Here is a 22,981-nt window from a genome sequence, read left to right on the forward strand (position 1 = left end):
AGGGGCCCCACGCGCTCCGGTGGTGCGTCGGACGGGCCGACGCACCACCGGATGTGCGGGTCGGGTGCCGGGGGCTGTGGCCGTCACCACGGCCCCCCGCACGGGATCACTTGGTGCTGATCGCGCTCAGGTCCAGGGTCCCGAAGGGGGTCACCTTCACATTGGTCACCTTGGTGGACCAGGCCACCGGGGTGGCCGCGCTCCACAGCGGGGCGGTGGGCAGGTCGGTGGCGAGCATCGCCTCGGCCTCCTGGTACAGCTTGTTCGCCTCCTCCGGGGTGGTGGCGGCAGCCGCCTGCTTCAGCTTGGCGTCGAAGGCGGGATTGTCGTACTTGGCGTCGTTGGAGGCCGCACCCTTGGCATAGATCGGGGTCAGGAAGTTCTCGATCGAGGGGTAGTCCATCTGCCAGCCGCCGCGGAAGCCGCCCTTGAGCTCGCCGGCCTTGATCTGGGTGCGCAGGGTCTTGAAGTCCGGGGTGATGTTCACCTGGCAGTCCATGCCCAGGTTGGCCTTCAGCTGGTTGCACACGGCATCGGCCCACAGCTTGTGGCCGCCGTCGCCGTTCACCGAGATCTGGAAGGTTCCCTTGTAGCCGCCGGCCGCCTCGTAGGCGGTCTTCGCCGCGGCGGCGTCGAAGGTGCAGGAGTCACCGCAGGCGCCGGCCTTGTAGCCGTCCACCACCGGGGCCACCCAGCTGGAGGCAGGGGTGCGGGTGCCGTTGAAGACCTGCTTGGTGATCGACTCCCGGTCGATGGCGCGGGCGATCGCCTTGCGCAGCTCCGGCTTGCCCTTCAGCTGCTCGTCGGCGGGGGAGAAGGTGAGCACCTGCATGACGCCGGAGTCACGCACCTGGGTGCGGTCCGCGCCCAGGGTGTTCTTCCACTGGTCGTTGGCCAGCTGGTCGGAGGGGATGATGTCGGTGAAGTCGATCTGGTCGGCCATCAGGTCCGCATAGGCAGCCGCGGCGTCGTTGTAGATCCGGTAGGTCACCTTGTCCACGTGCGGCTTGAAGCTGCCCGCGTACTCCGGGTTCTTCTCCAGCACGATCTCGGTGGCGGTGTTGGAGGTCACCTTGAAGGGGCCGGCGCCGATCGGCTGCTTGCCGAAGGACTCGGACTTGGGATCGGTGAAGAAGGTGTCGGGCTGGGGCGAGAAGGCCGTGTAGCCCAGGCGCACCGGCAGGTTGGAGACCGGCTCGCTGGTGGTGATGGTGAAGGTGTGGTCGTCCACCACCTTCAGGCCGGACAGCTTGTCGGCCTTCGGCTTGGTCTTGCACTCCTCGTCGCTGCACTGCAGGTCGGCGTAGCCGGCCACCGGCTCGAAGAAGTAGCCGTTCTGCTGGCCGTTGGGCATGTAGGCGGCGTAGTTCCAGGCGTCGACGAAGTTCTTGGCCTTCACCTCGGTGCCGTCGCTGAACTTGTAGCCGGGCTTGATCTTGACCGTGAAGACCTTGTTGTCCTTGGTCTCGATGCTCTCGGCGATGTCGTTCTCGGGAGCGGCGGTCTCGGAGTTGTAGCGGACCAGCTTCGCGGTCACCGCGTCCACGACGTTGCCGCCGCAGACCTCGGTGGTGTTGGAGCCGAGCAGCGGGTTCTCGGGCGTGCAGCCACGGATGATGATCGCGCCCCCGTCCTTGGTGGCCGCGGCATCACCCGAGCCGGAGCCGGATGCGGCGGGAGTGCTGGAGCTGCCTCCGCAGGCGGTCGCCGCGAAGGCGACGGTGGCCATGGCGGCGGCGGCGAGAGAGCGAGAAACTCGCATGAAGTGCCTCCTGTGTGGTGGGGACCGTGCCCCCTGGATCGACAGTGCGCCCCGCCGTCCCGTGGTCGACGTCGGCCCCGGGCACCTGCTGCGGTGCGGTGGCCGAAAAGCTACACGCGCGCTCCCGGGCGGGGAACAGCCTCGGCGCCGGTGACATCACATCGTTACCTTTTTGATCACATCGGCCCAAGCTTTGCCGGGAGGCGCGAGGGTGCGGGCCCCCGGCGTCGATGTGGGTTTGGGCTGCAACGGTTGATAGGCTGCCAAGGCTGTCCGCCGTCGGCGGGAGCATGCCCAAGTTCCACGGCCGTCGGGGCCGCGCCGGACGATCGAAGAGAGTTCCACGAATGCTGTCAGCCTTCGCCAATGCGTTCAGGTCACCGGACCTTCGCAAGAAGATCCTGTTCACCCTGTTCATCCTGGCCGTCTTCCGGCTGGGTTCCACGGTGCCGGCGCCCAATGTGAACATCGCACGAATCGACGAGTGCCGCCGGCTGGCCGAGGACGGCAGCGCGGCCGGGCTGTACTCGATCATCAACCTGTTCTCCGGCGGCGCCCTGCTGCAGCTGAGCATCTTCGCGCTGGGCATCATGCCCTACATCACCAGCTCCATCATCCTGCAGCTGCTCACCGTGGTGATCCCGCGGCTGGAGACGCTGAAGAAGGAGGGCGCCGGTGGTCAGCAGAAGATCACCCAGTACACCCGCTACCTGACCCTGGTGCTCGCGGTGCTCAATGCCACCGCCTTCGTCACCATGGCGCGCAACGGCCAGCTCTTCCAGGGCTGCGAGGGCATCATGTACGACGAGGGCATCTTCCCGATCATCGTGATGATCCTCACCATGACCGCCGGCACCTCGATCATCATGTGGATGGGCGAGCTGATCACCGACCGCGGCGTGGGCAACGGCATGTCGGTGATGATCTTCACCCAGATCGCGGCGCAGTTCCCCACCTCGCTGTGGGCCATCAAGACCTCCCGCCAGGGCGCGAACGCCTGGCTGGTCTTCGCGCTGGTGATCGCCATCGGCCTGCTGGTGATGGCCGCCATCATCTTCGTCGAGCAGGCGCAGCGCCGCATCCCGGTGCAGTACGCCAAGCGGATGGTGGGACGCCGGCTGATCGGCGGCACCTCCACCTACATCCCGGTCAAGGTGAACCAGGCCGGCGTCATCCCGGTCATCTTCGCCTCCTCGATCCTGTACCTGCCGGTGCTCTACGCCACCTTCCAGCCGGACAGCCCGGCGGCGCGCTGGATCTCGGCCAACTTCTCCGGACAGGGCAGCCAGCACCAGCCGCTGTACAACCTGGTCTACTTCCTGCTCATCATCGGCTTCACCTACTTCTACGTCGCCATCACCTTCAACCCGGTGGAGATCAGCGACAACATGAAGAAGTACGGCGGCTTCATCCCCGGCGTGCGCGCCGGCAAGCCCACCGAGGACTACCTGGCCTACGTGCTGAGTCGCCTGACCGCCCCCGGTTCGCTCTACCTGGGCCTGGTGGCCCTGATCCCCACGCTGGCCTTCGTGCTGCTCGGGGCCTCGCAGAACTTCCCCTTCGGAGGAACCTCGATCCTCATCATCGTGGGCGTGGCGCTCGACACCGTGAAGCAGATCGAGAGCCAGCTCCAGCAACGCAACTACGAAGGATTCCTGAAGTGAGACTTCTCATCATGGGCGCCCCCGGCGCCGGCAAGGGCACCCAGGCCAAGCTGATCAGCAACCACTACCGCATCCCCGCGATCTCCACCGGGGCGATCTTCCGCGCCAACATCGCCGCGAAGACGGAGCTGGGCAAGCGGGTCGACGAGCTGATCCAGGGCGGGAACTTCGTGCCCGACGTGATCACCACCGCCGTCGTGGCCAAGCGCCTGATGGAGCCCGACGCCAAGGGTGGCTTCCTGCTGGACGGCTACCCCCGCACCAGCGAGCAGGTGGAGGCCCTGGACATCATCCTGGCGGACCTGCGCACCAACCTGGACTGCGTCGTCTCGCTCGACGTGGACATCGACCAGCTGGTGGACCGGCTGCTGAAGCGCGCCCAGATCGAGGGCCGCGCCGACGACAACGAGGAGACCATCCGCCACCGGATGGCCGTCCACCAGGCCGAGACCGCCGAGCTGATGGACATCTACCGCGACCGCGGCATCCTGGTGAACGTCGACGGCGAGGGCACCGTGGACCAGGTGGCCGAGCGGATCTTCGCCGCCATCGACAAGTTCAGCGGCCGCTGATGTTCTCCCGCGGGATCGAACGCAAGACGCCCGAGCAGGTCATCGCCATGCGACGGCCCGGGCTGGTCGTCGCCCGGATCCTGGCCGAGCTGGAGACCATGGTGGCGCCCGGCGTCACCACCGGTGAGCTGGACGCCGCCGCGCGCGAGATGCTCGCCGAGATGGGGGCCACCAGCAACTTCCTGAACTACGGAGCGGAATGGGGCTACCCGCCCTACCCGGGTGTGGCCTGCATCTCGGTCAACGAGGAGATCGTGCACGGCATCCCCGGCGAGCGCACCCTGGCCGAGGGAGACATCGTGAGCGTCGACTTCGGCGCCATCATCGACGGCTGGCACGGCGATGCCGCGCGCACCTTCGAGGTGGGGCAGGTCTCGCCCGAGGCGCACCAGCTCAGCGTCGACACCCGTGAGTCGATGTGGGCCGGCATCGGCGCCGCACGGCTGGGCGGTCGGCTGAGCGACATCTCCCATGCGGTGGAGCAGTCGGTGCTGGGCACCGGCCGTGGCTACGGGATCGTGCGGGAGTACACCGGCCACGGCATCGGCACCGCGATGCACCAGCCGCCGGACGTGCCCAACTACGGCAAGCCGGGCAAGGGTCCCAAGATCACCGAAGGACTGGTGCTGGCCATCGAGCCGATGCTGGTGCTCGGCGACGAGGAGACCGCCACCCTGGAGGACGACTGGACCGTGGTCACCCGCGACGGCTCCTGGGCCTCCCACTGGGAGAACACCATGACCGTGACCCCCAAGGGGCTCTGGGTGCTGACCGAGCTGGACGGCGGCGAGGCGGAGCTCACCGCCCGCGGCCTGCCCTTCGGTCCACTCGCCGACTGAGGACCACTTGGACGGCCCGAACCCTCACGGGGGTTCGGGCCGTCGTTGTCCCGCTGGCCCGGCGCCGCGATGATTTGTGGCGGGGCTGGCTGACGGCAGGAAATTGCGTGCTGTTTACTGGGGTCATGCCTACGAATTCTCTGCCCTCCGACCTGGAGATCGCTCGCGCAGCGCAGCTCGAGCCGATCGAGGACATCGCCGCGGCCGCCGGCATCGACGCCGCCCGCCTGGAGCACTACGGACGCCACGTGGCCAAGGTGGACCTGGCCGCCGTCGACGACCTGGCCGATCGTCCCGACGCCAGGTACGTCGTGGTCACCGCCCTGACCCCCACGCCGCTGGGGGAGGGCAAGACCACCACCGCGGTGGGGCTGGCCCAGGGTCTGGCGCAGCTCGGCAAGCGCTCGATGCTGGCCCTGCGCCAGCCCTCGATGGGCCCCACCTTCGGCGTCAAGGGCGGTGCCGCCGGTGCCGGCTACTCCCAGGTGGTACCGATGGAGACGCTGAACCTGCACCTGACCGGTGACTTCCACGCCATCACGGCGGCGCACGACCTGCTCAGCGCCATGATCGACAACCACCTGCACCACGGCAACGAGCTGGGCATCAACCCCTGGTCCATCTCCTGGCGTCGGGTGGTGGACATCAACGACCGTGCGCTGCGCAATGTCATCGTCGGCCTGGGCGCCAAGCTCGACGGCGTGCCGCGCCAGACCGGTTTCGACATCACCGCCGCCAGCGAGGTGGGCGTGATCCTGGCCCTGGCCACCGACCTGGCCGACCTGCGGGCGCGGCTGGGGCGGATCGTGGTGGGCTACACCTTCGAGGGGAGGCCGGTGACCGCCGAGGACCTGAAGGCAGCCGGCGCGATGGCCGTCATCATGCGCGAGGCGATCAAGCCGAACCTGATGCAGACCATCGAGCACACCCCCGTGCTGATCCACGCCGGGCCCTTCGGCAACATCGCCACCGGCAACTCCTCGGTGATCGCGGACCGGGTGGGCATCAAGGCCTCCGACTACCTGCTCACCGAGGCCGGCTTCGGTGCCGACATGGGCGCGGAGCGCTTCTTCAACGTGAAGTGCCGGGTCTCCGGACTGCGCCCCGACGCGGCGGTGCTGGTGACCACGGTGCGCGCGCTCAAGACCCATTCCGGGCGTCACAAGGTGGTGGCCGGCAAGCCGCTGCCGCCCGAGATGCTGCAGGACAACCCCGAGGACGTGCGGGCCGGCGCCGCCAACCTCACCAAGCACATCGAGATCGTGCGCTCCTTCGGGGTGGCGCCGGTGGTGGCCATCAATGTCTTCCCCACCGACCACCCCGACGAGCTGGAGACCGTGCGCGAGATCGCCGAGGCGGCCGGGGCCCGGGTGGCGATGAGCACCCACGTCGCCGACGGTGGTCAAGGCGCCGTCGACCTGGCCCGGGTGCTGGTGGAGGCCTGCGAGGACGAGACGGACTTCGCCTTCACCTATGCCGACGACGACTCGCTGGAGGAGAAGCTGCGCAAGGTGGCCACCCAGGTCTACGGCGCCGAGGGCATCGAGCTGTCCGCCCAGGCCCGCAAGGACCTGGCGCACTTCGAGGAGCTGGGCTTCGGCCAGCTGCCCGTGGTGATCGCCAAGACCCACCTGTCCATCTCGCACGACCCGACGCTGCGCGGGGCCCCCACCGGCTGGCGGCTGCCGGTGCGCGAGGTCCGGCTGGCCGCCGGCGCCGGCTATGTCTACGCCATCTGCGGCGAGATGCGCACCATGCCGGGGCTGGGCAAGCACCCCGCCGCCGAGCGGATCGACCTGGACGAGGACGGCCAGATCGTCGGCCTGTTCTGAGCCCGGGCACGACGACGCCCCCGCAGCCGGGCTGCGGGGGCGTCGTCGTTCAGCAGCGGGGCAGGCTCAGCGGCCGTCGCCGTGCTGGCCGAAGAAGGTCTTCCACGGCACGTCGACGGGCTTGTCCTCGCCGACCACCTCGTAGAGGTGGCGCAGCAGCGGGAACTGCTCGGGCGGGACCACGCCACGCTCGGTGAGCTTCTTCAGGGCCTCGCCCACCACGACGATGCAGGTGGCCCCCTCCAGGGTGACGCCGGGCATCTGGGCCTTGGCCTCGCTGAAGGTCATGCCGGTGCCCACCAGGGTGCCGACCTTGACATTGCGGCCGCCCATCGAGGTGACGAAGCAGTCACCGATGCCGGCGATGCCCATCACGGTCTGCGGATCGCACTCCAGCAGCTGCAGCCACTCCTGCATCTCGATGGAGGCCTGGCCGAACAGGGCGGCGCCGTAGTTGTAGTTGACGTACAGCGGATCGGACTCGCCGCTCTCCTCGAGCATCCGGGTGAGGGTGCCGTGCATGAAGCCGGCGCCGAAGGCATAGCAGTTCTTGGTGGCGGCCATCAGCTCGATGCCGGTCAGGTCGGTATTGGTCCACACGTGGTAGAAGTCGGTCTCGAAGAGCTCCTTCCACATGTCCAGGGCCGCCTGGTCCTTGCCGGCGAAGGTGACACAGGTGTGGCGGTGCACGGCCACCTCACCGGCGATCGAGGGCCCGGCGATGGCCGACCAGGTGACCTGGTCGCGCACCTCCTCGGGCACCTGGCGCATCAGCACGTTGGGCAGGATGTCCAGGTTGCCCTGGTCATCGGCGCGCATGCCCTTGGCGAGCGCGATGACGTGCATCCCCGGGCGCAGCAGGCCCGCGAGCTGCTCGCCGGCCCACTCCACGCCGAAGGAGTTCACGCCGCTCATCACCAGGTCGACGCCCTCGAACGCCTCGGCGGCATCCTCCAGCTGGTAGGCGGTCGTGCCCTCGGGGACCTTGAGCTTCAGGTTCGGGTGGATGCCGGTCTTCTGGATCGAGTCGATGATCTCGCGGTCCAGGTGGGTGCCCACCAGCCGCACGGTGTGCCCGTTGTCTGCCAGAGGGGTGGCCAGCGCGGTGGCCATGATGCCGGAGCCGAGAACGACGAGAGTCGCCATGGAATGTCCTTTCGATGTGACGCGTCCTGGTCGGGCGACCTCGCCCGACAGCGTCCCTGCCCCCACCACGCTAGTCCGATCGGCGCCCCACGAACAGGGATCGCCGAGCAGGATTCCCATATTTTGTGTGAATTTTCCCCTGCTCGACGATGTGGCCCGTCCCGGGCAGCAGGCTGGGTCAGGCGCTGGCTCGCGGCTACGCTGGAGGCGTGAGCAACCTGCCGATCTCCTCCAAGTACCGCAGCACGCCCGAGCGCCCCGTCGACGAGGCCGAGCGCGAGGACCTGACCAAGCGGCTCAACGAGGCCTTTGAGGCGGGAACCGTCAGCCAGGACGACTACCGCGCCCTGCTGGACCGGGTCTTCGCGGCCCGCAGCCTGGGTGAGCTGGTCCCCGTCGTGGAGCAGCTGCCGGCGAAGTCCACCCACGACCAGCCCGAGCTGGTGCGTCAGGAGGGTGACCTGCCGCCCGGTGAACTGCTGCCCGCCGGGATGAGCCAGGCCACCGCCAGCACGGTGATGAAGGCGATCAGCGGCGCCGGTGTGCTGGTCATCCTGCTGGCGGCGCTGATCCTGCTCTTCTGAGCCGGCGGCTCACCGGCCTCGGGGTCAGTCCCGTCCGGCCAGGACGCCGATCACCGGGTTCCACTCGGCGACGTCGGTGCGGGCCACCAGCCCGAGCTGCTGGAAGGGGTCACCGGCCAGCAGGGCCCGCACCTGCTCCTCGCTCTCGGCCCGCAGCAGGATGAGCGCGGTGGCGGGGCTGGTGCCGAGCATCGGACCGGAGGCCACCAGCTGGTCACGGGCCGCCAGCTCGGAGAGGTAGGCGCGGTGCGCGGGGCGGTTCTCGTCCATGGCGACGGCGTCGTCGGCATAGGTGTAGATGACTGCGTAGTAGGCCATGGCGGTGAGCCTAGCGAGGCCCGCCAACTGATTTGGCCGCTCTGGACTGCTGGCGTAGAGTGGTGTGTCGGTCACCTGTGTCCCCGCACCCGCGGGGTTGCGCAGATGGTCGTTCGTGCCCTCGTCCGGACGGTCGGGGGAGCAGTCGAAGAGATTGAGAGTCCATGGCCAAGAAAGAGGGAGCCCTCGAGCTTGAGGGAACCGTGGTCGAGTCCCTGCCCAACGCGATGTTCCGCGTCGAGCTGGTGAACGGTCACAAGGTACTCGCCACGATCAGCGGCAAGATGCGGCAGCACTACATCCGCATCCTCCCGTCCGACCGAGTCGTCGTCGAGCTTTCTCCGTATGACCTGACTCGCGGACGCATCGTCTACCGCCACAAGTGATCCCTGGGGCCGGGCAACCGGTCCCGCAGCAGACACATCCACCACAGAACTGGGGACGGCCCTGTGCCCAACCGGTTCGCCGATCGAAAGAGAAGCTCGAATGAAGGTTCAGCCGAGCGTCAAGAAGATCTGCGACAAGTGCAAGGTGATTCGCCGGCACGGTCGCGTGATGGTGATCTGCGACAACCCGCGCCACAAGCAGCGCCAGGGCTGACCAGCCAGGCAGTGCTGCCCCTCCGTTGAGGGGCGACGGGCGGTGACTCGCAGAACATCGCAGGTGCACGGTCACCCGTCGGGCAACCGACGAGGCACCTGCCGGACAACTCAACAAACGTGAACGCAAGGCCGGAGATGAATACCGGTCGCACCCCTGGACGAAGGCCAGGGCCCCGACGGCAGCCAGCAGGCCGCCACAAGGCATCGGGGACGCGTCACGCCACACACCTTCGCGGCCCAGAGACCGAGCTCCACAACCCGCTGGAAACGGGGGAGCGCCCCGCAAGGGGACCCGGGTCGACAGATTGAAAGGTAACCGCCTGATGGCACGCCTCATTGGTGTCGACCTCCCGCGCGAGAAGCGTCTGGAGGTCGCCCTGACCTACATCTTCGGCATCGGCAAGACCCGTGCCAAGGAGACCCTGGACGCCACTGGCATCAGTGGTGACATCCGTGTCCACACCCTCACCGACGACCAGCTGGTCGCCCTGCGCGACCACATCGAGGCCAACTACGAGACCGAGGGTGACCTCCGTCGCGAGGTCGCTGCCGACATCCGTCGCAAGATCGAGATCGGCACCTACCAGGGCCGTCGCCACCGCGCCGGGCTCCCGGTCCGCGGCCAGCGCACCCGCACCAACGCTCGTACCCGCAAGGGCAAGAAGAAGGCCGTCGCCGGCAAGAAGAAGGCGCGCTGACCTCGCGGTTGGTGCAGACACGACAGATTCCAGGAGAGAACTGACACATGGCTACTGCAGGCCGTAAGGGCGCCGCCGCCAAGACCAAGGTGCGCCGCAAGGAAAAGAAGAATGTGGTTGCCGGCCAGGCCCACATCAAGAGCACGTTCAACAACACGATCATCGCCATCACCGATCCCACCGGTGCTGTGATCTCGTGGGCCTCCGCCGGCACCGTCGGTTTCAAGGGCTCGCGCAAGTCGACCCCCTTCGCAGCGCAGATGGCGGCCGAGGCCGCCGGCCGTCGTGCGATGGACCACGGCATGAAGCGCGTGGACGTCTTCGTCAAGGGCCCCGGCTCCGGCCGTGAGACCGCCATCCGTTCGCTGGGAGCCATCGGGCTCGAGGTCGGCGCCATCGCCGATGTCACCCCCGTGCCCCACAACGGCTGCCGCCCGCCCAAGCGCCGTCGCGTCTGATCCCGAGAACACAGAAAAGGACTGATCAACAATGGCCCGTTACACCGGCCCCATGACCAAGAAGTCCCGTCGTTACGGGACCGACCTGGTCGGCAACGACAAGGCTTTCGAGAAGCGCCCCTACCCGCCGGGCGTGCACGGCCGCGGCCGTACCAAGGACAGCGAGTACTCGCTGCAGCTGCGTGAGAAGCAGAAGGCCCGCTTCGCCTATGGCGTGCTGGAGAAGCAGTTCCGCCGCTACTACGCCGAGGCCGACCGCGTCCCCGGCAAGACCGGCGACGCCCTGCTGCAGATCCTCGAGAGCCGTCTGGACAATGTGATCTACCGCGCCGGCTTCGCGCAGACCCGCCGCCAGGCGCGTCAGCTCGTGGTGCACGGCCACTTCTTGGTCAACGGCCAGAAGGTGAACATCCCCAGCTTCCGCGTCAGCCAGTACGACGTCATCGACGTCAAGCCGAAGTCCATGGACCTGCACCCGCTGGTGGTGGCCCGTGAGACCCACGGCGAGCGCGAGGTTCCCGCCTGGATGGACGTGCGTCCCAACAAGATGCGCATCCTGATCCACCAGCTGCCCACCCGTGAGCAGATCGTCGTGGACGTCCAGGAGCAGATGATCGTCGAGCTCTACTCCAAGTGAGGTCCTGCGGCCCTGGGCCGCACCGGTAGCGGCCCAGCGCCACTGCCACCGTGCCTCACCCGGCCTGGTCGGGGCGCCCTGCGGGGCTCCCCGACCCGGCCCGTCCGGTGCCATCACATGTCGGTTGGCACCAACACCCACCCTGGTCCTCAAATAGCGGGGGACCGAGAAAAGGAACACGATGCTCATCGCACAGCGTCCGACCCTGTCGGAAGAGGCCGTCGGCGAAAACCGTTCGCGCTTCATCATCGAGCCCCTGGAGCCCGGCTTCGGCTACACCCTGGGCAACTCGCTGCGTCGCACCCTGCTGTCGTCCATCCCGGGCGCGGCCGTGACCAGCATCAAGATCGAGGGCAACCAGCACGAGTTCTCGACCATCGAGGGTGTCGTCGAGGACGTCACCGAGCTGATCCTGAACCTCAAGAACCTGGTGCTGTCCTCCGAGGAGGACGAGCCCGTCACCATGTACCTGCGCAAGCAGGGTGCTGGTGAGATCACCGCGGCCGACATCCAGCCCCCGGCCGGTGTGGAGATCCACAACCCGGAGCTGCACATCGCCACCCTGAACGAGAACGGCAAGCTCGAGATGGAGCTGGTCGTGGAGCGTGGCCGTGGCTACGTCTCCAGCGCGCTGAACAACAACCCGGACGCCGAGATCGGCCGCATCCCGGTCGACTCCATCTACAGCCCCGTGCTGAAGGTCACCTACAAGGTGGAGGCCACCCGCGTCGAGCAGCGCACCGACTTCGACAAGCTGATCGTCGACGTCGAGACCAAGCCCGCCATCCGTCCCCGCGACGCCATGGCCTCGGCCGGTCGCACCCTGGTGGAGCTCTTCGGCCTGGCCCGTGAGCTCAACGTCGACGCCGAGGGCGTCGAGATCGGCCCGTCGCCGGTCGACGAGCAGCTGGCGGCCGACCTGGCCCTGCCGGTGGAGGACCTGAACCTGACGGTTCGCTCCTACAACTGCCTCAAGCGCGAGGGCATCCACACCGTGGGTGAGCTGGTCTCGCGCAGCGAGCAGGACCTGCTCGACATCCGCAACTTCGGCTCCAAGTCCATCGACGAGGTCAAGCTGAAGCTGCACGAGATGGGCCTGTCCCTGAAGGACTCCGCTCCTGGCTTCGACCCGCTGCAGGCTGCGGATCGTTACGAGGACGACGTCGAGGGCGACGAGGACTTCGCCGAAACCGAGCAGTACTGAACCGCTCTGCTGACCAAGAATCTGGAGAACTGACATGCCTACACCCACCAAGGGTCCCCGCCTCGGCGGCACCCCCACGCACGAGCGGATCATCCTGGCCAACCTGGCCAGCCAGCTGTTCGAGCACGGCCGGATCACCACCACCGAGACCAAGGCGAAGCGCGTTCGCCCGCTCGCGGAGAAGCTGATCAGCAAGGCCAAGCGCGGCGACCTGCACAACCGTCGCCTGGTGCTGAAGACCATCACCGATTCCGGTGTGGTCCACACCCTGTTCACCGAGATCGCCCCGCAGATGGCCGATCGCGACGGTGGCTACACCCGCATCACCAAGATCGGCAACCGCAAGGGCGACAACGCCCCCATGGCCGTCATCGAGCTGGTGACCGAGGCCGTCGTCAAGAAGCCGGCTCGCTCCAAGGCCGCCCAGGCCGAGGACGTCAAGAGCCAGATCGCCGGTGCCTCCGCCGCCGAGACCCAGGCTCCCTCCGAGGCCGAGGTGGAGGGTGACGCCACCCCCGCCGCCGACCAGTCGGAGACCCCCGCCGTCGTCGAGAGCACCGAGAACATCGAGGCTCCCGAGCAGGGCGAGGCCACCGAGCCGGCCGTCGAGGCCGCCGAGGTCGAGTCCGGCACCACCGCGGACGCCGACGAGACCAAGGTGGAGCAGGCCTGATCCGTCCGCTATACGAACCGCCCGAGGGGCGCCCCACCACGGTGGGGCGCCCCTCGTCGCGTTCGCTAGGCTCGGGCCATGACTTTGCGGATCGCCCAGCTGGCCAACTTCGTGGGTCCGGTCTCGGGCGGCATGAGGGTGGCGATCGACGCCCTGGGCCAGGGCTATGTCGAGGCGGGTCACGAGCGCATCCTGGTGATCCCGGGTGAGCAGGACAGCACCACCGAGACCGAGCACGGCATCGTGGTGCAGGTGCGTTCGCCGCGGATCAGCCGCGACTACCGCATGGTGGCGACCCCGTGGCGGGCGCTCAAGGTGCTGGAGCGCTTCCGGCCCACCTCGGTGGAGGTGAGCGACAAGTGGACCCTCTCCCCGGCGGCGCGCTGGGCCCGGCGCCACCAGGTGGGCTCGGTGCTGTTCAGCCACGAGCGGCTCGACGACATGCTCTCCGGTTGGCTGCGGGCCCAGTTCGGCGTCGAGACCGCCGTCGGCGCCCTGAATCGGCGCCTGGTCAAGGAGTTCGACGCGATCGTGGTGACCAGTGACTATGCCGCCGAGGAGTTCGCGGACCTGGGCGCCGACCTGGTGAAGGTGCCGCTGGGCGTCGACCTGGCCACCTTCGACCCCAGCCGTGGGCAACCGGCCGACGACGGTCTGGTGAAGCTGTGCTACGTGGGCCGGATGTCGCACGAGAAGAACCCCGAGCTGGGCATGCGGGCGGCCATGGAGCTGCACCGTCGCGGCCTGCCGGTACGGATGGACCTCTACGGCGTGGGCCCGGACCTGGAGCGGATGAAGGCCGAGTCCGCCGGCTACCCGGTGAGCTTCCACGGCTTCGTCAGGGGCCGCGAGAAGGTGGCGGAGGCCTTCGCCCGCAGCGACATCTCGATGTCTGTCTGCCCCTCGGAGACCTTCGGCCTGGCGGTGCTGGAGGCCTTGGCCTGCGGCACGCCCGTGGTCACCAGTGACCGCGGGGGCGCCCACGAGCTGGTGGACGCCGGCTCGGGGGAGAGCGGCCCGCCCGATCCTGCCGGACTGGCGGATGCCGTGGAACGGCTGGTGCCCCGGCTGGGGCCGGACCTGCGCCGGGCCGCCAGGGCCCGCGCCGAACAGTTCACCTGGGCCGCCAGCGTCGAGCGGATGCTGGAGCTGCACCACCGGATGGCCGACAAGTACCAGGAGGCAGGCCGATGAGCCGCACGTCGAGAACCCTCGCCCTCACCGGGGCATCCGCCGCCCTGCTGGCGCCGGCCCTGCTCACCGCCCCGCGGCCCACCGGGCCGGGCCTGGACGTGGAGCAGGTGACCAGCAGCTGCCGTGCCAGCGGTCTGGCGGGCTGGGAACTGGTGGACCGTGCCACCCGCAGCGTCCACGACGGCTTCACCCACCACTCGCTGTGGCACCTGTGGGAGAGCCCGACGCAGGCCCTGCGGCACGGCCGCGGCTGGTCGGGACAGTACAACCGGGCGCTGGCCCAGGTGCTGCGCTCACTGGGCTTCCAGGTGGTCGTGGTCCATGCCAGCCGGGTGCGCGGCCTGGGTCGCAACCCGTGGTGGCAGACCGGCCACACCTGGCTGCAGGTCACCCACCAGGGCCGCACGCTGGACGTCTGTGCCTCCCGGCCGGACAACCGTGCCGGGCAGGTGGGCTTCGTGCCGATGACCCAGGTGCGGCCGGTGCACCCGTGGACCCGTGAGGTGGTCACGGCCGCGCTGGTGCCCGTGGTGGCCGTCGAGGGCTGGCGGATGCTGCTGGGCGGTGATCTGCCGCGCTGGCTCTACCGGGGCTTCGACGAACCGCTCTGAGACGCCATCACGGTCCTGTCCCGACGACGAAGGGCCGGCCGCTCCCGAGGGGGAGTGGCCGGCCCTTCGTGCTGCCGAGGTTGGCTCAGGCGGCGTGCGCGCAGCCCCAGGGCTGCAGGCCACGCTGGGCGTAGAGCTTGTTGGCGATGGTGATCTGCTGGGCGCGGCTGGCCAGGTTGGCCGTCGGGGCGTAGGCGCCGCCGCCGTTGGCCAGCCAGGTCTGGCGGTCGAACTGCAGGCCGCCGTAGTAGCCGTTGCCGGTGTTGATGGACCAGTTGCCGCCCGACTCGCACTGCGCGATCCGGTCCCACATGGCCGCGCGGGCCAGGTTGGAACCGCCGGCGCTGCTGGAGCTGCTGCTCGAGGCGGTCTTCGTCGAGGCCGTGGCGCTGGTCTTCTCGGCCGGCTTCGAGCGGGTGCTCGACGAGGAGGAGCTCGACGAGGAGGAGCTGGTGGAGGCCTTCTCCACCTCGGGCTCGTCCTGGCGGGTGCCCACGGTGACCTTCTCGGTGACGGGCTTGGTGGTGACCTTGCTGCTGACCAGCTTCTTGCCGGTCTGCTTGCCGTCGGTGAGGGTGATCAGCCAGGTCTTGGTGGTGACGCCGTCCTTGCCCTCGGTGGTCACCTTGGTGGTGCCCGCGTCGAGGCTGTCGGAGCGGGTGCGCACCGTCTCGTGCTCGATCGGCTCGGTGCTGGTGGTCTGCTTGGTGGTGACGCGCTGCACGGTCACCGCCAGCTTGTCCGTGACAGGAGCGTTCAGGGCGGGCTTGACGACGTCCTTGGCGCCCACGGCGATCTTCTGCTCGGCGAGCAGGTCCCTGACGGTGGCGGCGGTGGACTCCACCGAACTCTTCTTGCCGGCCACCACCAGGCTGACCTGCTTCGGGGTCACCACGTCCACGGCCAGGCCCTGGCGGCCCAGCGGCGTGGAGCGGCTCACCGAGGTGCGCGCATCCGCGTCGGTGACGCCCAGCTGGCGCAGCGCATGGTCCAGGGTGGTGGCGGTGGTCCACACCAGCGTCTTCTTGCCGTCCAGGGTGACGGTGAGGGGGCGGCCGTAGTTGACCGTGATCTCGGTGCCGTCGCTGATCGGGCTGTTGCTCGACGGGACGACCGAGTCGTGCTCGCCCAGCGTGATGCCCTTGGCCTGCAGGGCGTCGGCCACGGTGCCCCCGAAGGTGTGCACCTCGGTGGCCGGTGCGCCGTCGACAGCCACCTGGACCTCCTTGTCGGCGACGGTGTACCCGACGCCGCCCAGGGCGGCCACGGCCGCCGTTGCTGAGGCGATGATCCCGATGGTCTTGTTCTTCACTGCGCTCCCTCGTCCTTGGCTTCCTCCATTGTGCAACCTTGCTGAGAAAATCCCGAACGGGACGCGGGTTTTCTCAGGTTCGCCCCAGAAGCGGGCCCCAGGACGCGAAGAGCCCCCGCCACGAGGGGGCGGGGGCTCATCGGAACGGCGGGCGGCTCAGGCCTGACGGGCCTTGGTGAGGCGCTCGGTGACGTCGGCCCAGTTGACGACATTCCACCAGGCCTCGACGTAGTCGGCCTTCACGTTCTTGTACTGCAGGTAGTAGGCGTGCTCCCACATGTCGAGCTGGAGCAGCGGGGTCTGGCCCAGCGGGACATTGCCCTGCTGGTCGAAGAGCTGCAGCACGTTGAGGCGCTTGCCCAGGCCGTCCCAGGCCAGCACGGACCAGCCGGAACCCTGGATCGCCTTGGCGTTCTCGTTGAACTGCTTCTGGAAGCCGTCGAAGGAGCCGAAGAACTCGTCCAGCGCGCTGGCCAGCTCGCCCTCGGGGCGGCCGCCGCCGTTGGGGGTCATGTTCTTCCAGAAGACGGAGTGGTTCACGTGACCGCCCAGGTGGAAGGCCAGGTCCTTCTCCAGCTTGTTGATGTTGGCGAAGTCACCCTTGGCGCGGGCCTCCTCCATCTTCTCCAGCGCGGTGTTGGCGCCGTCCACGTAGGTCTTGTGGTGCTTGGAGTGGTGCAGCTCCATGATCTCCGGAGCGATGTGCGGGGCCAGGGCGCCGTAGTCGTAGTCGAGATCGGGCAGGGTGTAGACAGCCATGTTCTCCTCTTCCGTCAATCACCGGGCGGGGTGGCCCGGCGGGGCCCGGTGGTGCGGCCCATGTAGCGGTCAACCCCGATGCTAGGCAATTTGTTCCCGACCCGCGAGGGCTGCGGCGACGATTCAGCCCGTGGTGAAGACGGCTGGCCTGCGCTCCGGCAGGCGGTCGGGGGGGCGGCCGTCCTCAAGTGGTGCGCTGGGGTGCTGCTCTGCACGATCGGACGTTGTGGCGGGCGGGTGCGCGGAGTTGGATGGAGGGGTGATCGCCCAGAACCCGCCGGCGGTGCCGGCCCTGATGATGCACGGCCTGTGCAAGGCCTTCGGCAGCCCGGCGACCGGCTGGAAGGTGGCCGTCGACCAGCTCTCGCTGCGGGTGCCGGCCGGCTGCCTGTTCGGACTGGTCGGGCCCAACGGTGCGGGCAAGACCACCAGCCTGTCGATGGCCACCGGCCTGCTGCGTCCCGACGCGGGCCGCGTCGAGGTCTGGGGCCATGACGTGTGGAGCGACCCTGCCGGGGCGAAGGCCGTGATGGGCGTGCTGCCCGACGGGATGCGCCTGTTCGACCGGCTCAGCGGGCTGGAGCTGCTGCGCTTCAGCGCCCAGATGCGCCGGGTGCCGCCCGACCAGGTGGAGCAGCGTTCCCAGGCGCTGCTGGAGGCGCTCGGGCTGGCCGGGGACGCCAACACACTGGTCTGTGACTACTCGGCGGGCATGACCAAGAAGATCGGGCTGGCCTGCGCCCTGGTGCACAACCCGCGCCTGCTGGTGCTCGACGAGCCGTTCGAGGCGGTCGACCCGGTCTCCGGGCAGGCGATCCGGCAGATCCTGCGCGACTTCGTCGCCGGGGGCGGCACCGTGGTGCTGTCCAGCCACGTGATGGAGCTGGTGGAGAGCCTGTGCGATGCCGTGGCGGTGGTCTCCGCCGGACGGATCCTGGCCGCCGGCACCGTCGAGCAGGTGCGCGCCGGGCGGAGCCTGCAGGAACGTTTCGTGGAGATGGTCGGCGGCGGGCGAGCGGATGCAGGAGAGGGGCTGACATGGTTGGGACACTCGTCCGCCTCAAACTGAGGCTGATGTCGCGCGCCCTGCGGGGCAAGGCCGTGCTGATCCTGGGCGCGGTGCTGGCAGGGCTGTACCTGCTGGGCGCCTTCGCCGTCATCGCCGGCGGCCTGTTCCTGCTGCGGGGCGAGGCGCTCGACCTTCGCGGCGGGCTGACCACCGCCGGTTTCGCAGCCCTCACGCTGGCCTGGCCACTGACCACGCTGGTGGTGGTGGGCTCCGACCAGACCCTCGACCCGGGACGCTTCGCGCTCTACCCGGTGCGGGCACGCCAGCTGCTGCCCGGGCTGCTGGTGGTGGGCCTGGTGGGCCTGGGTGGGATCTTCACCTGCGCCTGTGCGCTGGCCTACGTGGTGAGCTGGTCTGCCGACGCCGGCCAGATGGCCGCGGCCGTGGTGGGCGCCGTGCTGGGCGTGCTGACCTGCGTGCTGCTGGCCCGCACCCTGACCAGCTGGTTCTCCAGCGCGCTCACCAGCCGCCGCTACCGCGATTCCGCCGCGCTGGTGCTCGGCCTGTTGGGCATGGTCTTCGGTGTCGGCGCCCAGTTCCTCGGCCGCTGGGTGCAGGCTGCCGACCAGGTGGCCGACCGGGCCCGGGCGATGGCCGGTGCGCTCGGTTGGAGCCCGCTCGGGTGGGCCTGGTCGCTGCCCTGGGCGGTGGGACGTGGTGACTGGCTGGCCGCGGGCCTCCGGCTGGCGCTCGCCGCCGGCCTGGTGGTGCTGCTCTGGTGGGCCTGGGGGCGGGCCCTGGATCGCGCGCTGGTCAGCCCGCTGGAGGCACGCAGCGGCGGGGGCAGGGCCAAGGAGCACGGCCTGGCCGACCGGCTGGTGCCCACCGGCCCGGTGGGTGCGATCGCGGGACGTTCGCTGCGCTACTGGCGACGAGACCCTCGCCACCTGGTGCAACTGGCCAGCGTCGCGCTGATGCCGGTGCTGATCGCCGCCCCCGTGCTGGTCAACCAGGGCGACTCGATGTCGATGGGTCGTGGCGTGCTCGCCTTCCCGGTGGGGGCCATGATCGTGGTGATGGGCATGGTGGTGGCCCAGGAGATCGGCTACGACGGCAGCGCCCTGTGGATGGAGATCTCCGCCGGGGTGCGGGGCCACGAGGACCGGCTGGGCCGGCTGGTGGCCTGCGCCTGGCTGCTGCTGCCGCTGGTCCTGGTGATCGACCTGGTCTTCCTGGCGGTGAGCGGCTACTGGTCCGAGGCCCCCGCACTGGTCGGCGCCTCGCTCGGCGCGACGCTGGCCTGCGCCGGGGTGGGCAGCGTCACGGGCGCGCTGTGGCAGGTGCCGCAACCGCCGCCCGGCAACGGCGGCCTGGCCCGCTCCTCCGGTGGAGGCGTGGCCGCACTGCTGATGTCGCTGGCCAGCATGGTGGGCGGGCTGGTGGTCAGTGCGCCGGTCTGGCTGCCCGCCCTGCTGCAGGATGCGATCGGCCACTGGGTCGGCTGGGCGCTGCTGCCCTGGGGGTTGGCCTATGGCTGTCTGGCCTGCTGGCTCGGCATCCGGTGGGGTGGCTCCCTGCTGGAGCGGCGCTGGCCGGAGGTGCTGCGTGAGGTGACCTGGACCGGCTGACGGTTCCTGACCCGCCTCGGCACCGCCAGGCATGGCTGTCCGCCCTCAGAGCCAGCCCTTGTCCTGGGCCTCCCGGGCGGCCTCGGCGGCACTGCTGGCGTCGGTCTTGCCGATCGCCGAGGAGAGGATGTTGCGGACCGTGCCGGGGGACAGGTGGAGCCGGCGTGCGATCTCGGGCGCGCGGTGGCCGAGCAGGGCGATGCGCAGCACGTCGCGCTCACGGGCGGTCAGTGGAGAGGCACCTCCCAGCAGCGACTCGGTGGCCAGGGTGGGGTCGACCACGCGCAGCCCGGCGTGGACCCGCCGGATGGCCTCGGCCAGCTCGCAGGCCGGCGAGTCCTTGACCACGAAACCGCAGGCTCCGCCGTCGAGTGCGCGACGGACATAGCCCGGCCGTCCGAAGGTGGTCACCACCAGCGCCCTGACCCCCGGGGCGGCGTCGGCGAGCTCGGCGATGACCTGCAGGCCGTCGCGGCCGGGCATCTCGATGTCGACCAGACAGACGTCGGGGGCACTGGCGCGGACGGCGGCGAGCACCTCGTCGCCGCGACCGACCTGTGCGACGACCTCGAGGTCGGGCTCCAGGCCGAGCAGGGTGGCGAGGGCCTCGCGGAACATGGTCTGGTCGTCGGCCAGCAGCACCCGGATCACAGCTGCACCTCCAACCTGGTGCCGCGCCCCTCGGGGCCGGCATCGATGGTGAGCCGGCCCGCGGCGGCCTCGACGCGCTGGCGGAGGCCGGAGAGCCCGTTGCCCTCGCGGCCGCGCATGCCTCCCCCATCGTCGCCGACGACCAGGCTGGAGGGGCCGAGCACCACGACGCAGTGGCCGGCGCCGGAGTGACGCACGACGTTGGTGACGGCCTCACGCAGCGCCCAGGCGATGACGGTGCGGTGACGCGGGTCCACCACGGCGGGGTCCTCGGGCAGGTCCCCCGTGATGCCGGCCCCGTCGAGCGCGGACCGGGCGGAGGCCAGCTCGTCGGCCAAGGTGGGGACCCGCAGTCCGACAACCGTCTCGCGGACCTCGACCAGGGCGGAGCGTGCCAGCGACCTGATCTCGGCCAGCTCGGTGCGGGCCCGCTGCGGATCCGCGTCCAGCATCCGCTCCGCCACCTCGGTCTTGACGACGACCAGGGTGAGGGAATGGCCGAGCAGGTCGTGGACATCACGCGCGACCCGGTCACGTTCCCGGGCCAGTTGCAGCGCGTCGCGGGCCTGGGAGTACTTCGCATCCTTGTCGCCCACCACCCGGCTGAGGGTGCTGATGGAGATCACCGAGACCAGCACGATCCCGAAGAAGGACCAGTTGCCGAACTGCCCCCGCGCCAGGGGCAGGCCGACGGCGGCCGGCAGGAGGGCCAGTGCGAGCGGCAGACCGGCCTGCAGGGGCAGTGTGTAGATGGCGAAGCTGGCCAGGAAGGGCGTCATGGCCAGCGCATCGAGACCGATCACCGGCACCGTCGCCAGCGACAGGAGGAGCAGGCCGGCGAGCCAGGCCCCCGACACGGGATCGAGACGGCCCTCGCGGCCCGAGCCCCACTGCCGGTCCATGCCCACCGTGAAGGCCGCCCCGAAGCTCACGACCAGTGCGACGGTCACGGCGCGCTGCCAGGGGGCGTGGGGCGCCTGGACCGCGCTGATGAGCGGTCCCGTCAGGAAGACCAGCCAGACGGCGGCGAAGAGCCAGCCGTAGCGCGACCAGGGACTGGGCAGGCCTTCCGCAGCATGCTCGGGCCCGGTGGGCAGGGGGCTCACTGCCGATGACGGCTGCGCCGCACCAGCAGGATCGCCAGCCCGGCGAAGACCAAGAGCCATGCGGCCACGTTAGCGGTAGGGATCCACAGCGACTCCTGCTGCAGCGACCCGTCGCGCGCCAGCACCATCCCGTCGGTGAGCGGCCGGCGCGCCAGCTGCGAGACGCCGTACAGCGGCGTGAGGCGGGCGAGGGTGAGCATCGTGCCCGACAGGGGCATGAAAAGGCTGCCCAGGAAGGCCAGGATGACCAGTGAGCCGCTGGCCGCGCCGGCCGCCGAACGGGACCTCAGCCCCAGCCCGAAGCACAGCCCGTACAGGGAGAAGACCACGGAACCGAGCAGCGCGAGCAGGGCGCTGAGCAACCAGACGCTGGCCTCGGCCCGTGCCCCGGTGGCGGCGCCGATCGTGTAGATCAGCGCCACGGGGAGGGCCGCGATGGTGATCGCGGAGGCTGCCTTGACCATCACGAAACCGCGGTCGGTGAGCGGGGTGAGGCCGAGCTGGCGCCCCCAGCCGAGCATCTTCTCGGTGGCGGCGGCCGCGCCGACCGACGAGGTGGCGGTCACCGCTCCGTACATGGCCATCGAGATCATGATGTGGGCCGCGATGTTGCCCCGGCCGACGTCCTGCTCCGCGTAGGACTGGGTGGCCCCGAAGACGACATACATGAAGGCCGGCAGTGCGACGGTGAAGAACAGGCCGATCCGGTCGCGGAACTCGCGGAGCAGTTCGTAGCGGTAGTAGGTGGGATTCATCGCGTGGCTCCGCTCAGGTCCTGGCCGGTCAGTTCGAGGAAGGTCTGGTCCAGCGATCCGCGCGAGACCTCGAGCTCGCGGCCGCCCAGGTCGAACAGGGCACGGGCGACCGCGTCCGAGTCGTGGCACCGGACGGTCAGCCGAAGGCCACCGTCGGGGGCCTGGCTGGCACCCGTGTCCAGCACGCCGGGCATGGCCCGCACCGCGGCGCGGGCCTGGTCCGCCCGCGCGGGGGAGAGGTCGGCGGAGACCGTGCGGGCGCTGGTGCTGGCCCGCAGCTCCGCGGTGCTCCCGTCCGCCACCACCTTGCCGTGGGCGACCAGCACGATGCGCTGGGCGAAGGCCTCGGCCTCCTCGAGATAGTGGGTGGCGAAGATCACCGTCCGCCCGGACTGCGCATCGCGGTGCATGGTCTGCCAGAACTCGTGGCGCGCGGAGACGTCCATGCCGGCGGTCGGCTCGTCGAGGACCAGCAGCTCGGGCGACGGGAGCAGGGCCAGCGCGAAACGCAGCCGTTGCTGCTCGCCGCCCGAGCACTTCAGCACCCGGCGGCCGCGCAGCGGTTCCAGCCCGGCACGCGCGATCACCTCGTCGACACCCAGGTGCCGGCGGTACATCGACGCGACCAGCCGAACGGTCTCCTCGACGGTGAGGTCGTCCAGCAGGCCCCCGGACTGCAGGACGGCCGAGACCTTGCCGTCGAGGACGGCCTGCCGGGCGCCGGTCCCGAGCACGCGGACGCTCCCGGCGCTGGGTTCGGTCAGGCCCAGGACCATGTCGAGGGTGGTCGTCTTGCCGGCCCCGTTCGGTCCGAGGAAGGCCACGATCTCACCGCTGCGGACCACCAGGTCCAGGCCGTCCACGGCCACGACGGGATCCGAGGCGCCCGGGAAGACCTTGCGCAGGCCGGACAGTTCGAGGACTGGCGTGTTCATGGCACCCACTGTGCCGCCCGGCCTGCCCCCCG

The 22,981-nt window shown here is 69.6% G+C and carries 25 protein-coding genes; 16 read left to right on the forward strand and 9 right to left on the reverse strand.

Going from position 1 to position 22,981, the window contains the following annotated elements:
* Positions 1–106 precede the first annotated feature (106 nt).
* The gene (locus ABD073_RS01280) at positions 107–1,762 is read right to left on the reverse strand and encodes a peptide ABC transporter substrate-binding protein (RefSeq protein WP_343871898.1); all 1,656 of its coding nucleotides are present in this window, start codon (positions 1,760–1,762) and stop codon (positions 107–109) included.
* Between the two features lie 347 nt (positions 1,763–2,109).
* On the opposite strand from ABD073_RS01280, the gene secY reads away from it, so the two are divergent.
* The 4 genes from secY to ABD073_RS01300 all read left to right on the forward strand — a co-directional run bounded on the left by secY (position 2,110) and on the right by ABD073_RS01300 (position 6,669).
* Complete coding sequence (gene secY / locus ABD073_RS01285; protein ID WP_343871899.1) at positions 2,110–3,426, forward strand: preprotein translocase subunit SecY; 1,317 nt, start codon at positions 2,110–2,112, stop codon at positions 3,424–3,426.
* Entirely contained in the window at positions 3,423–3,998 is a 576-nt protein-coding gene (locus ABD073_RS01290) for an adenylate kinase (RefSeq protein WP_343871900.1), read from the forward strand. Before secY ends, ABD073_RS01290 begins: the two co-directional genes overlap by 4 nt.
* Positions 3,998–4,837, forward strand: coding sequence for a type I methionyl aminopeptidase (gene map, locus ABD073_RS01295; RefSeq protein WP_343871901.1), 840 nt, complete (start codon positions 3,998–4,000; stop codon positions 4,835–4,837). The genes ABD073_RS01290 and map overlap by 1 nt, the downstream gene beginning before the upstream one ends.
* A gap of 125 nt (positions 4,838–4,962) precedes the next feature.
* A complete protein-coding gene (locus tag ABD073_RS01300) occupies positions 4,963–6,669 on the forward strand; it encodes a formate--tetrahydrofolate ligase (RefSeq protein ID WP_343871902.1) in 1,707 nt (568 codons plus the stop codon).
* 66 nt (positions 6,670–6,735) lie between these two features.
* On the opposite strand, the gene ABD073_RS01305 is transcribed toward ABD073_RS01300, so the two are convergent.
* Positions 6,736–7,815: an NAD(P)H-dependent glycerol-3-phosphate dehydrogenase gene (locus ABD073_RS01305; protein WP_343871903.1), complete on the reverse strand. Its 1,080-nt coding sequence runs from the start codon at positions 7,813–7,815 to the stop codon at positions 6,736–6,738.
* A gap of 209 nt (positions 7,816–8,024) precedes the next feature.
* Between ABD073_RS01305 and ABD073_RS01310 the strand changes: the two genes are divergently transcribed.
* Entirely contained in the window at positions 8,025–8,399 is a 375-nt protein-coding gene (locus tag ABD073_RS01310; protein WP_343871904.1) for a DUF1707 SHOCT-like domain-containing protein, read from the forward strand.
* A gap of 24 nt (positions 8,400–8,423) precedes the next feature.
* Here ABD073_RS01310 and ABD073_RS01315 read toward each other — a convergent pair whose 3' ends face one another.
* Positions 8,424–8,717, reverse strand: coding sequence for a YciI family protein (locus tag ABD073_RS01315; protein ID WP_343871905.1), 294 nt, complete (start codon positions 8,715–8,717; stop codon positions 8,424–8,426).
* 164 nt (positions 8,718–8,881) lie between these two features.
* Here ABD073_RS01315 and infA point away from each other — a divergent pair, with 164 nt between their 5' ends.
* The 9 genes from infA (at position 8,882) to ABD073_RS01360 (ending at position 14,794) form a co-directional block, all read left to right on the forward strand.
* The gene (gene infA / locus ABD073_RS01320; protein ID WP_094763903.1) at positions 8,882–9,103 is read left to right on the forward strand and encodes a translation initiation factor IF-1; all 222 of its coding nucleotides are present in this window, start codon (positions 8,882–8,884) and stop codon (positions 9,101–9,103) included.
* A gap of 100 nt (positions 9,104–9,203) precedes the next feature.
* Complete coding sequence (rpmJ, locus tag ABD073_RS01325) at positions 9,204–9,317, forward strand: 50S ribosomal protein L36 (RefSeq protein WP_002514836.1); 114 nt, start codon at positions 9,204–9,206, stop codon at positions 9,315–9,317.
* Between the two features lie 325 nt (positions 9,318–9,642).
* Positions 9,643–10,017, forward strand: a complete 375-nt coding sequence (gene rpsM, locus ABD073_RS01330; RefSeq protein ID WP_343871906.1) for a 30S ribosomal protein S13 — start codon at positions 9,643–9,645, stop codon at positions 10,015–10,017.
* 47 nt (positions 10,018–10,064) lie between these two features.
* On the forward strand, positions 10,065–10,475 hold the full coding sequence (gene rpsK, locus ABD073_RS01335) for a 30S ribosomal protein S11 (RefSeq protein ID WP_343871908.1): 411 nt from the start codon (positions 10,065–10,067) through the stop codon (positions 10,473–10,475).
* 31 nt (positions 10,476–10,506) lie between these two features.
* Positions 10,507–11,112: a 30S ribosomal protein S4 gene (rpsD, locus tag ABD073_RS01340; RefSeq protein WP_343871909.1), complete on the forward strand. Its 606-nt coding sequence runs from the start codon at positions 10,507–10,509 to the stop codon at positions 11,110–11,112.
* A gap of 181 nt (positions 11,113–11,293) precedes the next feature.
* Positions 11,294–12,316: a DNA-directed RNA polymerase subunit alpha gene (locus ABD073_RS01345; RefSeq protein WP_343871910.1), complete on the forward strand. Its 1,023-nt coding sequence runs from the start codon at positions 11,294–11,296 to the stop codon at positions 12,314–12,316.
* A 34-nt stretch (positions 12,317–12,350) separates the two neighbouring features.
* Positions 12,351–12,989, forward strand: a complete 639-nt coding sequence (gene rplQ, locus ABD073_RS01350; protein ID WP_343871911.1) for a 50S ribosomal protein L17 — start codon at positions 12,351–12,353, stop codon at positions 12,987–12,989.
* A gap of 78 nt (positions 12,990–13,067) precedes the next feature.
* Positions 13,068–14,183, forward strand: a complete 1,116-nt coding sequence (locus tag ABD073_RS01355; RefSeq protein ID WP_343871912.1) for a glycosyltransferase — start codon at positions 13,068–13,070, stop codon at positions 14,181–14,183.
* On the forward strand, positions 14,180–14,794 hold the full coding sequence (locus tag ABD073_RS01360) for a hypothetical protein (protein ID WP_343871913.1): 615 nt from the start codon (positions 14,180–14,182) through the stop codon (positions 14,792–14,794). Before ABD073_RS01355 ends, ABD073_RS01360 begins: the two co-directional genes overlap by 4 nt.
* A gap of 85 nt (positions 14,795–14,879) precedes the next feature.
* On the opposite strand, the gene ABD073_RS01365 is transcribed toward ABD073_RS01360, so the two are convergent.
* Together ABD073_RS01365 and ABD073_RS01370 are read right to left on the reverse strand one after the other, a co-directional pair.
* Entirely contained in the window at positions 14,880–16,106 is a 1,227-nt protein-coding gene (locus tag ABD073_RS01365; protein WP_343871914.1) for a resuscitation-promoting factor, read from the reverse strand.
* Positions 16,107–16,262: 156 nt separating this feature from the next.
* Entirely contained in the window at positions 16,263–16,865 is a 603-nt protein-coding gene (locus tag ABD073_RS01370; protein WP_343871915.1) for a superoxide dismutase, read from the reverse strand.
* 295 nt (positions 16,866–17,160) lie between these two features.
* Between ABD073_RS01370 and ABD073_RS01375 the strand changes: the two genes are divergently transcribed.
* Positions 17,161–17,934: an ABC transporter ATP-binding protein gene (locus tag ABD073_RS01375; RefSeq protein ID WP_343871960.1), complete on the forward strand. Its 774-nt coding sequence runs from the start codon at positions 17,161–17,163 to the stop codon at positions 17,932–17,934.
* 5 nt (positions 17,935–17,939) lie between these two features.
* Entirely contained in the window at positions 17,940–19,502 is a 1,563-nt protein-coding gene (locus tag ABD073_RS01380) for a hypothetical protein (protein ID WP_343871916.1), read from the forward strand.
* Positions 19,503–19,547: 45 nt separating this feature from the next.
* Here the strand turns inward: ABD073_RS01380 and ABD073_RS01385 are convergent, their stop codons facing one another.
* Genes ABD073_RS01385 through ABD073_RS01400 form a run of 4 tightly spaced genes read right to left on the reverse strand, consistent with a single transcriptional unit; the run spans position 19,548 to position 22,949 of the window.
* Entirely contained in the window at positions 19,548–20,153 is a 606-nt protein-coding gene (locus ABD073_RS01385; protein ID WP_343871917.1) for a response regulator transcription factor, read from the reverse strand.
* The gene (locus ABD073_RS01390) at positions 20,150–21,259 is read right to left on the reverse strand and encodes a sensor histidine kinase (RefSeq protein WP_343871918.1); all 1,110 of its coding nucleotides are present in this window, start codon (positions 21,257–21,259) and stop codon (positions 20,150–20,152) included. Before ABD073_RS01390 ends, ABD073_RS01385 begins: the two co-directional genes overlap by 4 nt.
* Positions 21,256–22,014: an ABC transporter permease gene (locus tag ABD073_RS01395; RefSeq protein ID WP_343871919.1), complete on the reverse strand. Its 759-nt coding sequence runs from the start codon at positions 22,012–22,014 to the stop codon at positions 21,256–21,258. Before ABD073_RS01395 ends, ABD073_RS01390 begins: the two co-directional genes overlap by 4 nt.
* The gene (locus ABD073_RS01400; protein WP_343871920.1) at positions 22,011–22,949 is read right to left on the reverse strand and encodes an ABC transporter ATP-binding protein; all 939 of its coding nucleotides are present in this window, start codon (positions 22,947–22,949) and stop codon (positions 22,011–22,013) included. Before ABD073_RS01400 ends, ABD073_RS01395 begins: the two co-directional genes overlap by 4 nt.
* Between the last annotated feature and the right edge of the window lie 32 nt (positions 22,950–22,981).

Source organism: Luteococcus peritonei (genome assembly GCF_039526385.1).
GTDB classification, from domain to species: domain Bacteria; phylum Actinomycetota; class Actinomycetes; order Propionibacteriales; family Propionibacteriaceae; genus Luteococcus; species Luteococcus peritonei.

Excerpts from the sequence above, each read along its gene's own strand:
- ABD073_RS01280 (WP_343871898.1), bottom strand. The coding sequence starts at position 1,762 with ATGCGAGTTTCTCGCTCTCTCGCCGCCGCCGCCATGGCCACCGTCGCC.
- secY (WP_343871899.1), top strand. The coding sequence starts at position 2,110 with ATGCTGTCAGCCTTCGCCAATGCGTTCAGGTCACCGGACCTTCGCAAG.
- map (WP_343871901.1), top strand. The coding sequence starts at position 3,998 with ATGTTCTCCCGCGGGATCGAACGCAAGACGCCCGAGCAGGTCATCGCC.
- ABD073_RS01300 (WP_343871902.1), top strand. The coding sequence starts at position 4,963 with ATGCCTACGAATTCTCTGCCCTCCGACCTGGAGATCGCTCGCGCAGCG.
- ABD073_RS01305 (WP_343871903.1), bottom strand. The coding sequence starts at position 7,815 with ATGGCGACTCTCGTCGTTCTCGGCTCCGGCATCATGGCCACCGCGCTG.
- ABD073_RS01315 (WP_343871905.1), bottom strand. The coding sequence starts at position 8,717 with ATGGCCTACTACGCAGTCATCTACACCTATGCCGACGACGCCGTCGCC.
- infA (WP_094763903.1), top strand. The coding sequence starts at position 8,882 with ATGGCCAAGAAAGAGGGAGCCCTCGAGCTTGAGGGAACCGTGGTCGAG.
- rpmJ (WP_002514836.1), top strand. The coding sequence starts at position 9,204 with ATGAAGGTTCAGCCGAGCGTCAAGAAGATCTGCGACAAGTGCAAGGTG.
- rpsM (WP_343871906.1), top strand. The coding sequence starts at position 9,643 with ATGGCACGCCTCATTGGTGTCGACCTCCCGCGCGAGAAGCGTCTGGAG.
- rpsK (WP_343871908.1), top strand. The coding sequence starts at position 10,065 with ATGGCTACTGCAGGCCGTAAGGGCGCCGCCGCCAAGACCAAGGTGCGC.
- rpsD (WP_343871909.1), top strand. The coding sequence starts at position 10,507 with ATGGCCCGTTACACCGGCCCCATGACCAAGAAGTCCCGTCGTTACGGG.
- ABD073_RS01345 (WP_343871910.1), top strand. The coding sequence starts at position 11,294 with ATGCTCATCGCACAGCGTCCGACCCTGTCGGAAGAGGCCGTCGGCGAA.
- rplQ (WP_343871911.1), top strand. The coding sequence starts at position 12,351 with ATGCCTACACCCACCAAGGGTCCCCGCCTCGGCGGCACCCCCACGCAC.
- ABD073_RS01355 (WP_343871912.1), top strand. The coding sequence starts at position 13,068 with ATGACTTTGCGGATCGCCCAGCTGGCCAACTTCGTGGGTCCGGTCTCG.
- ABD073_RS01360 (WP_343871913.1), top strand. The coding sequence starts at position 14,180 with ATGAGCCGCACGTCGAGAACCCTCGCCCTCACCGGGGCATCCGCCGCC.
- ABD073_RS01370 (WP_343871915.1), bottom strand. The coding sequence starts at position 16,865 with ATGGCTGTCTACACCCTGCCCGATCTCGACTACGACTACGGCGCCCTG.
- ABD073_RS01375 (WP_343871960.1), top strand. The coding sequence starts at position 17,161 with ATGATGCACGGCCTGTGCAAGGCCTTCGGCAGCCCGGCGACCGGCTGG.
- ABD073_RS01380 (WP_343871916.1), top strand. The coding sequence starts at position 17,940 with ATGTCGCGCGCCCTGCGGGGCAAGGCCGTGCTGATCCTGGGCGCGGTG.
- ABD073_RS01395 (WP_343871919.1), bottom strand. The coding sequence starts at position 22,014 with ATGAATCCCACCTACTACCGCTACGAACTGCTCCGCGAGTTCCGCGAC.
- ABD073_RS01400 (WP_343871920.1), bottom strand. The coding sequence starts at position 22,949 with ATGAACACGCCAGTCCTCGAACTGTCCGGCCTGCGCAAGGTCTTCCCG.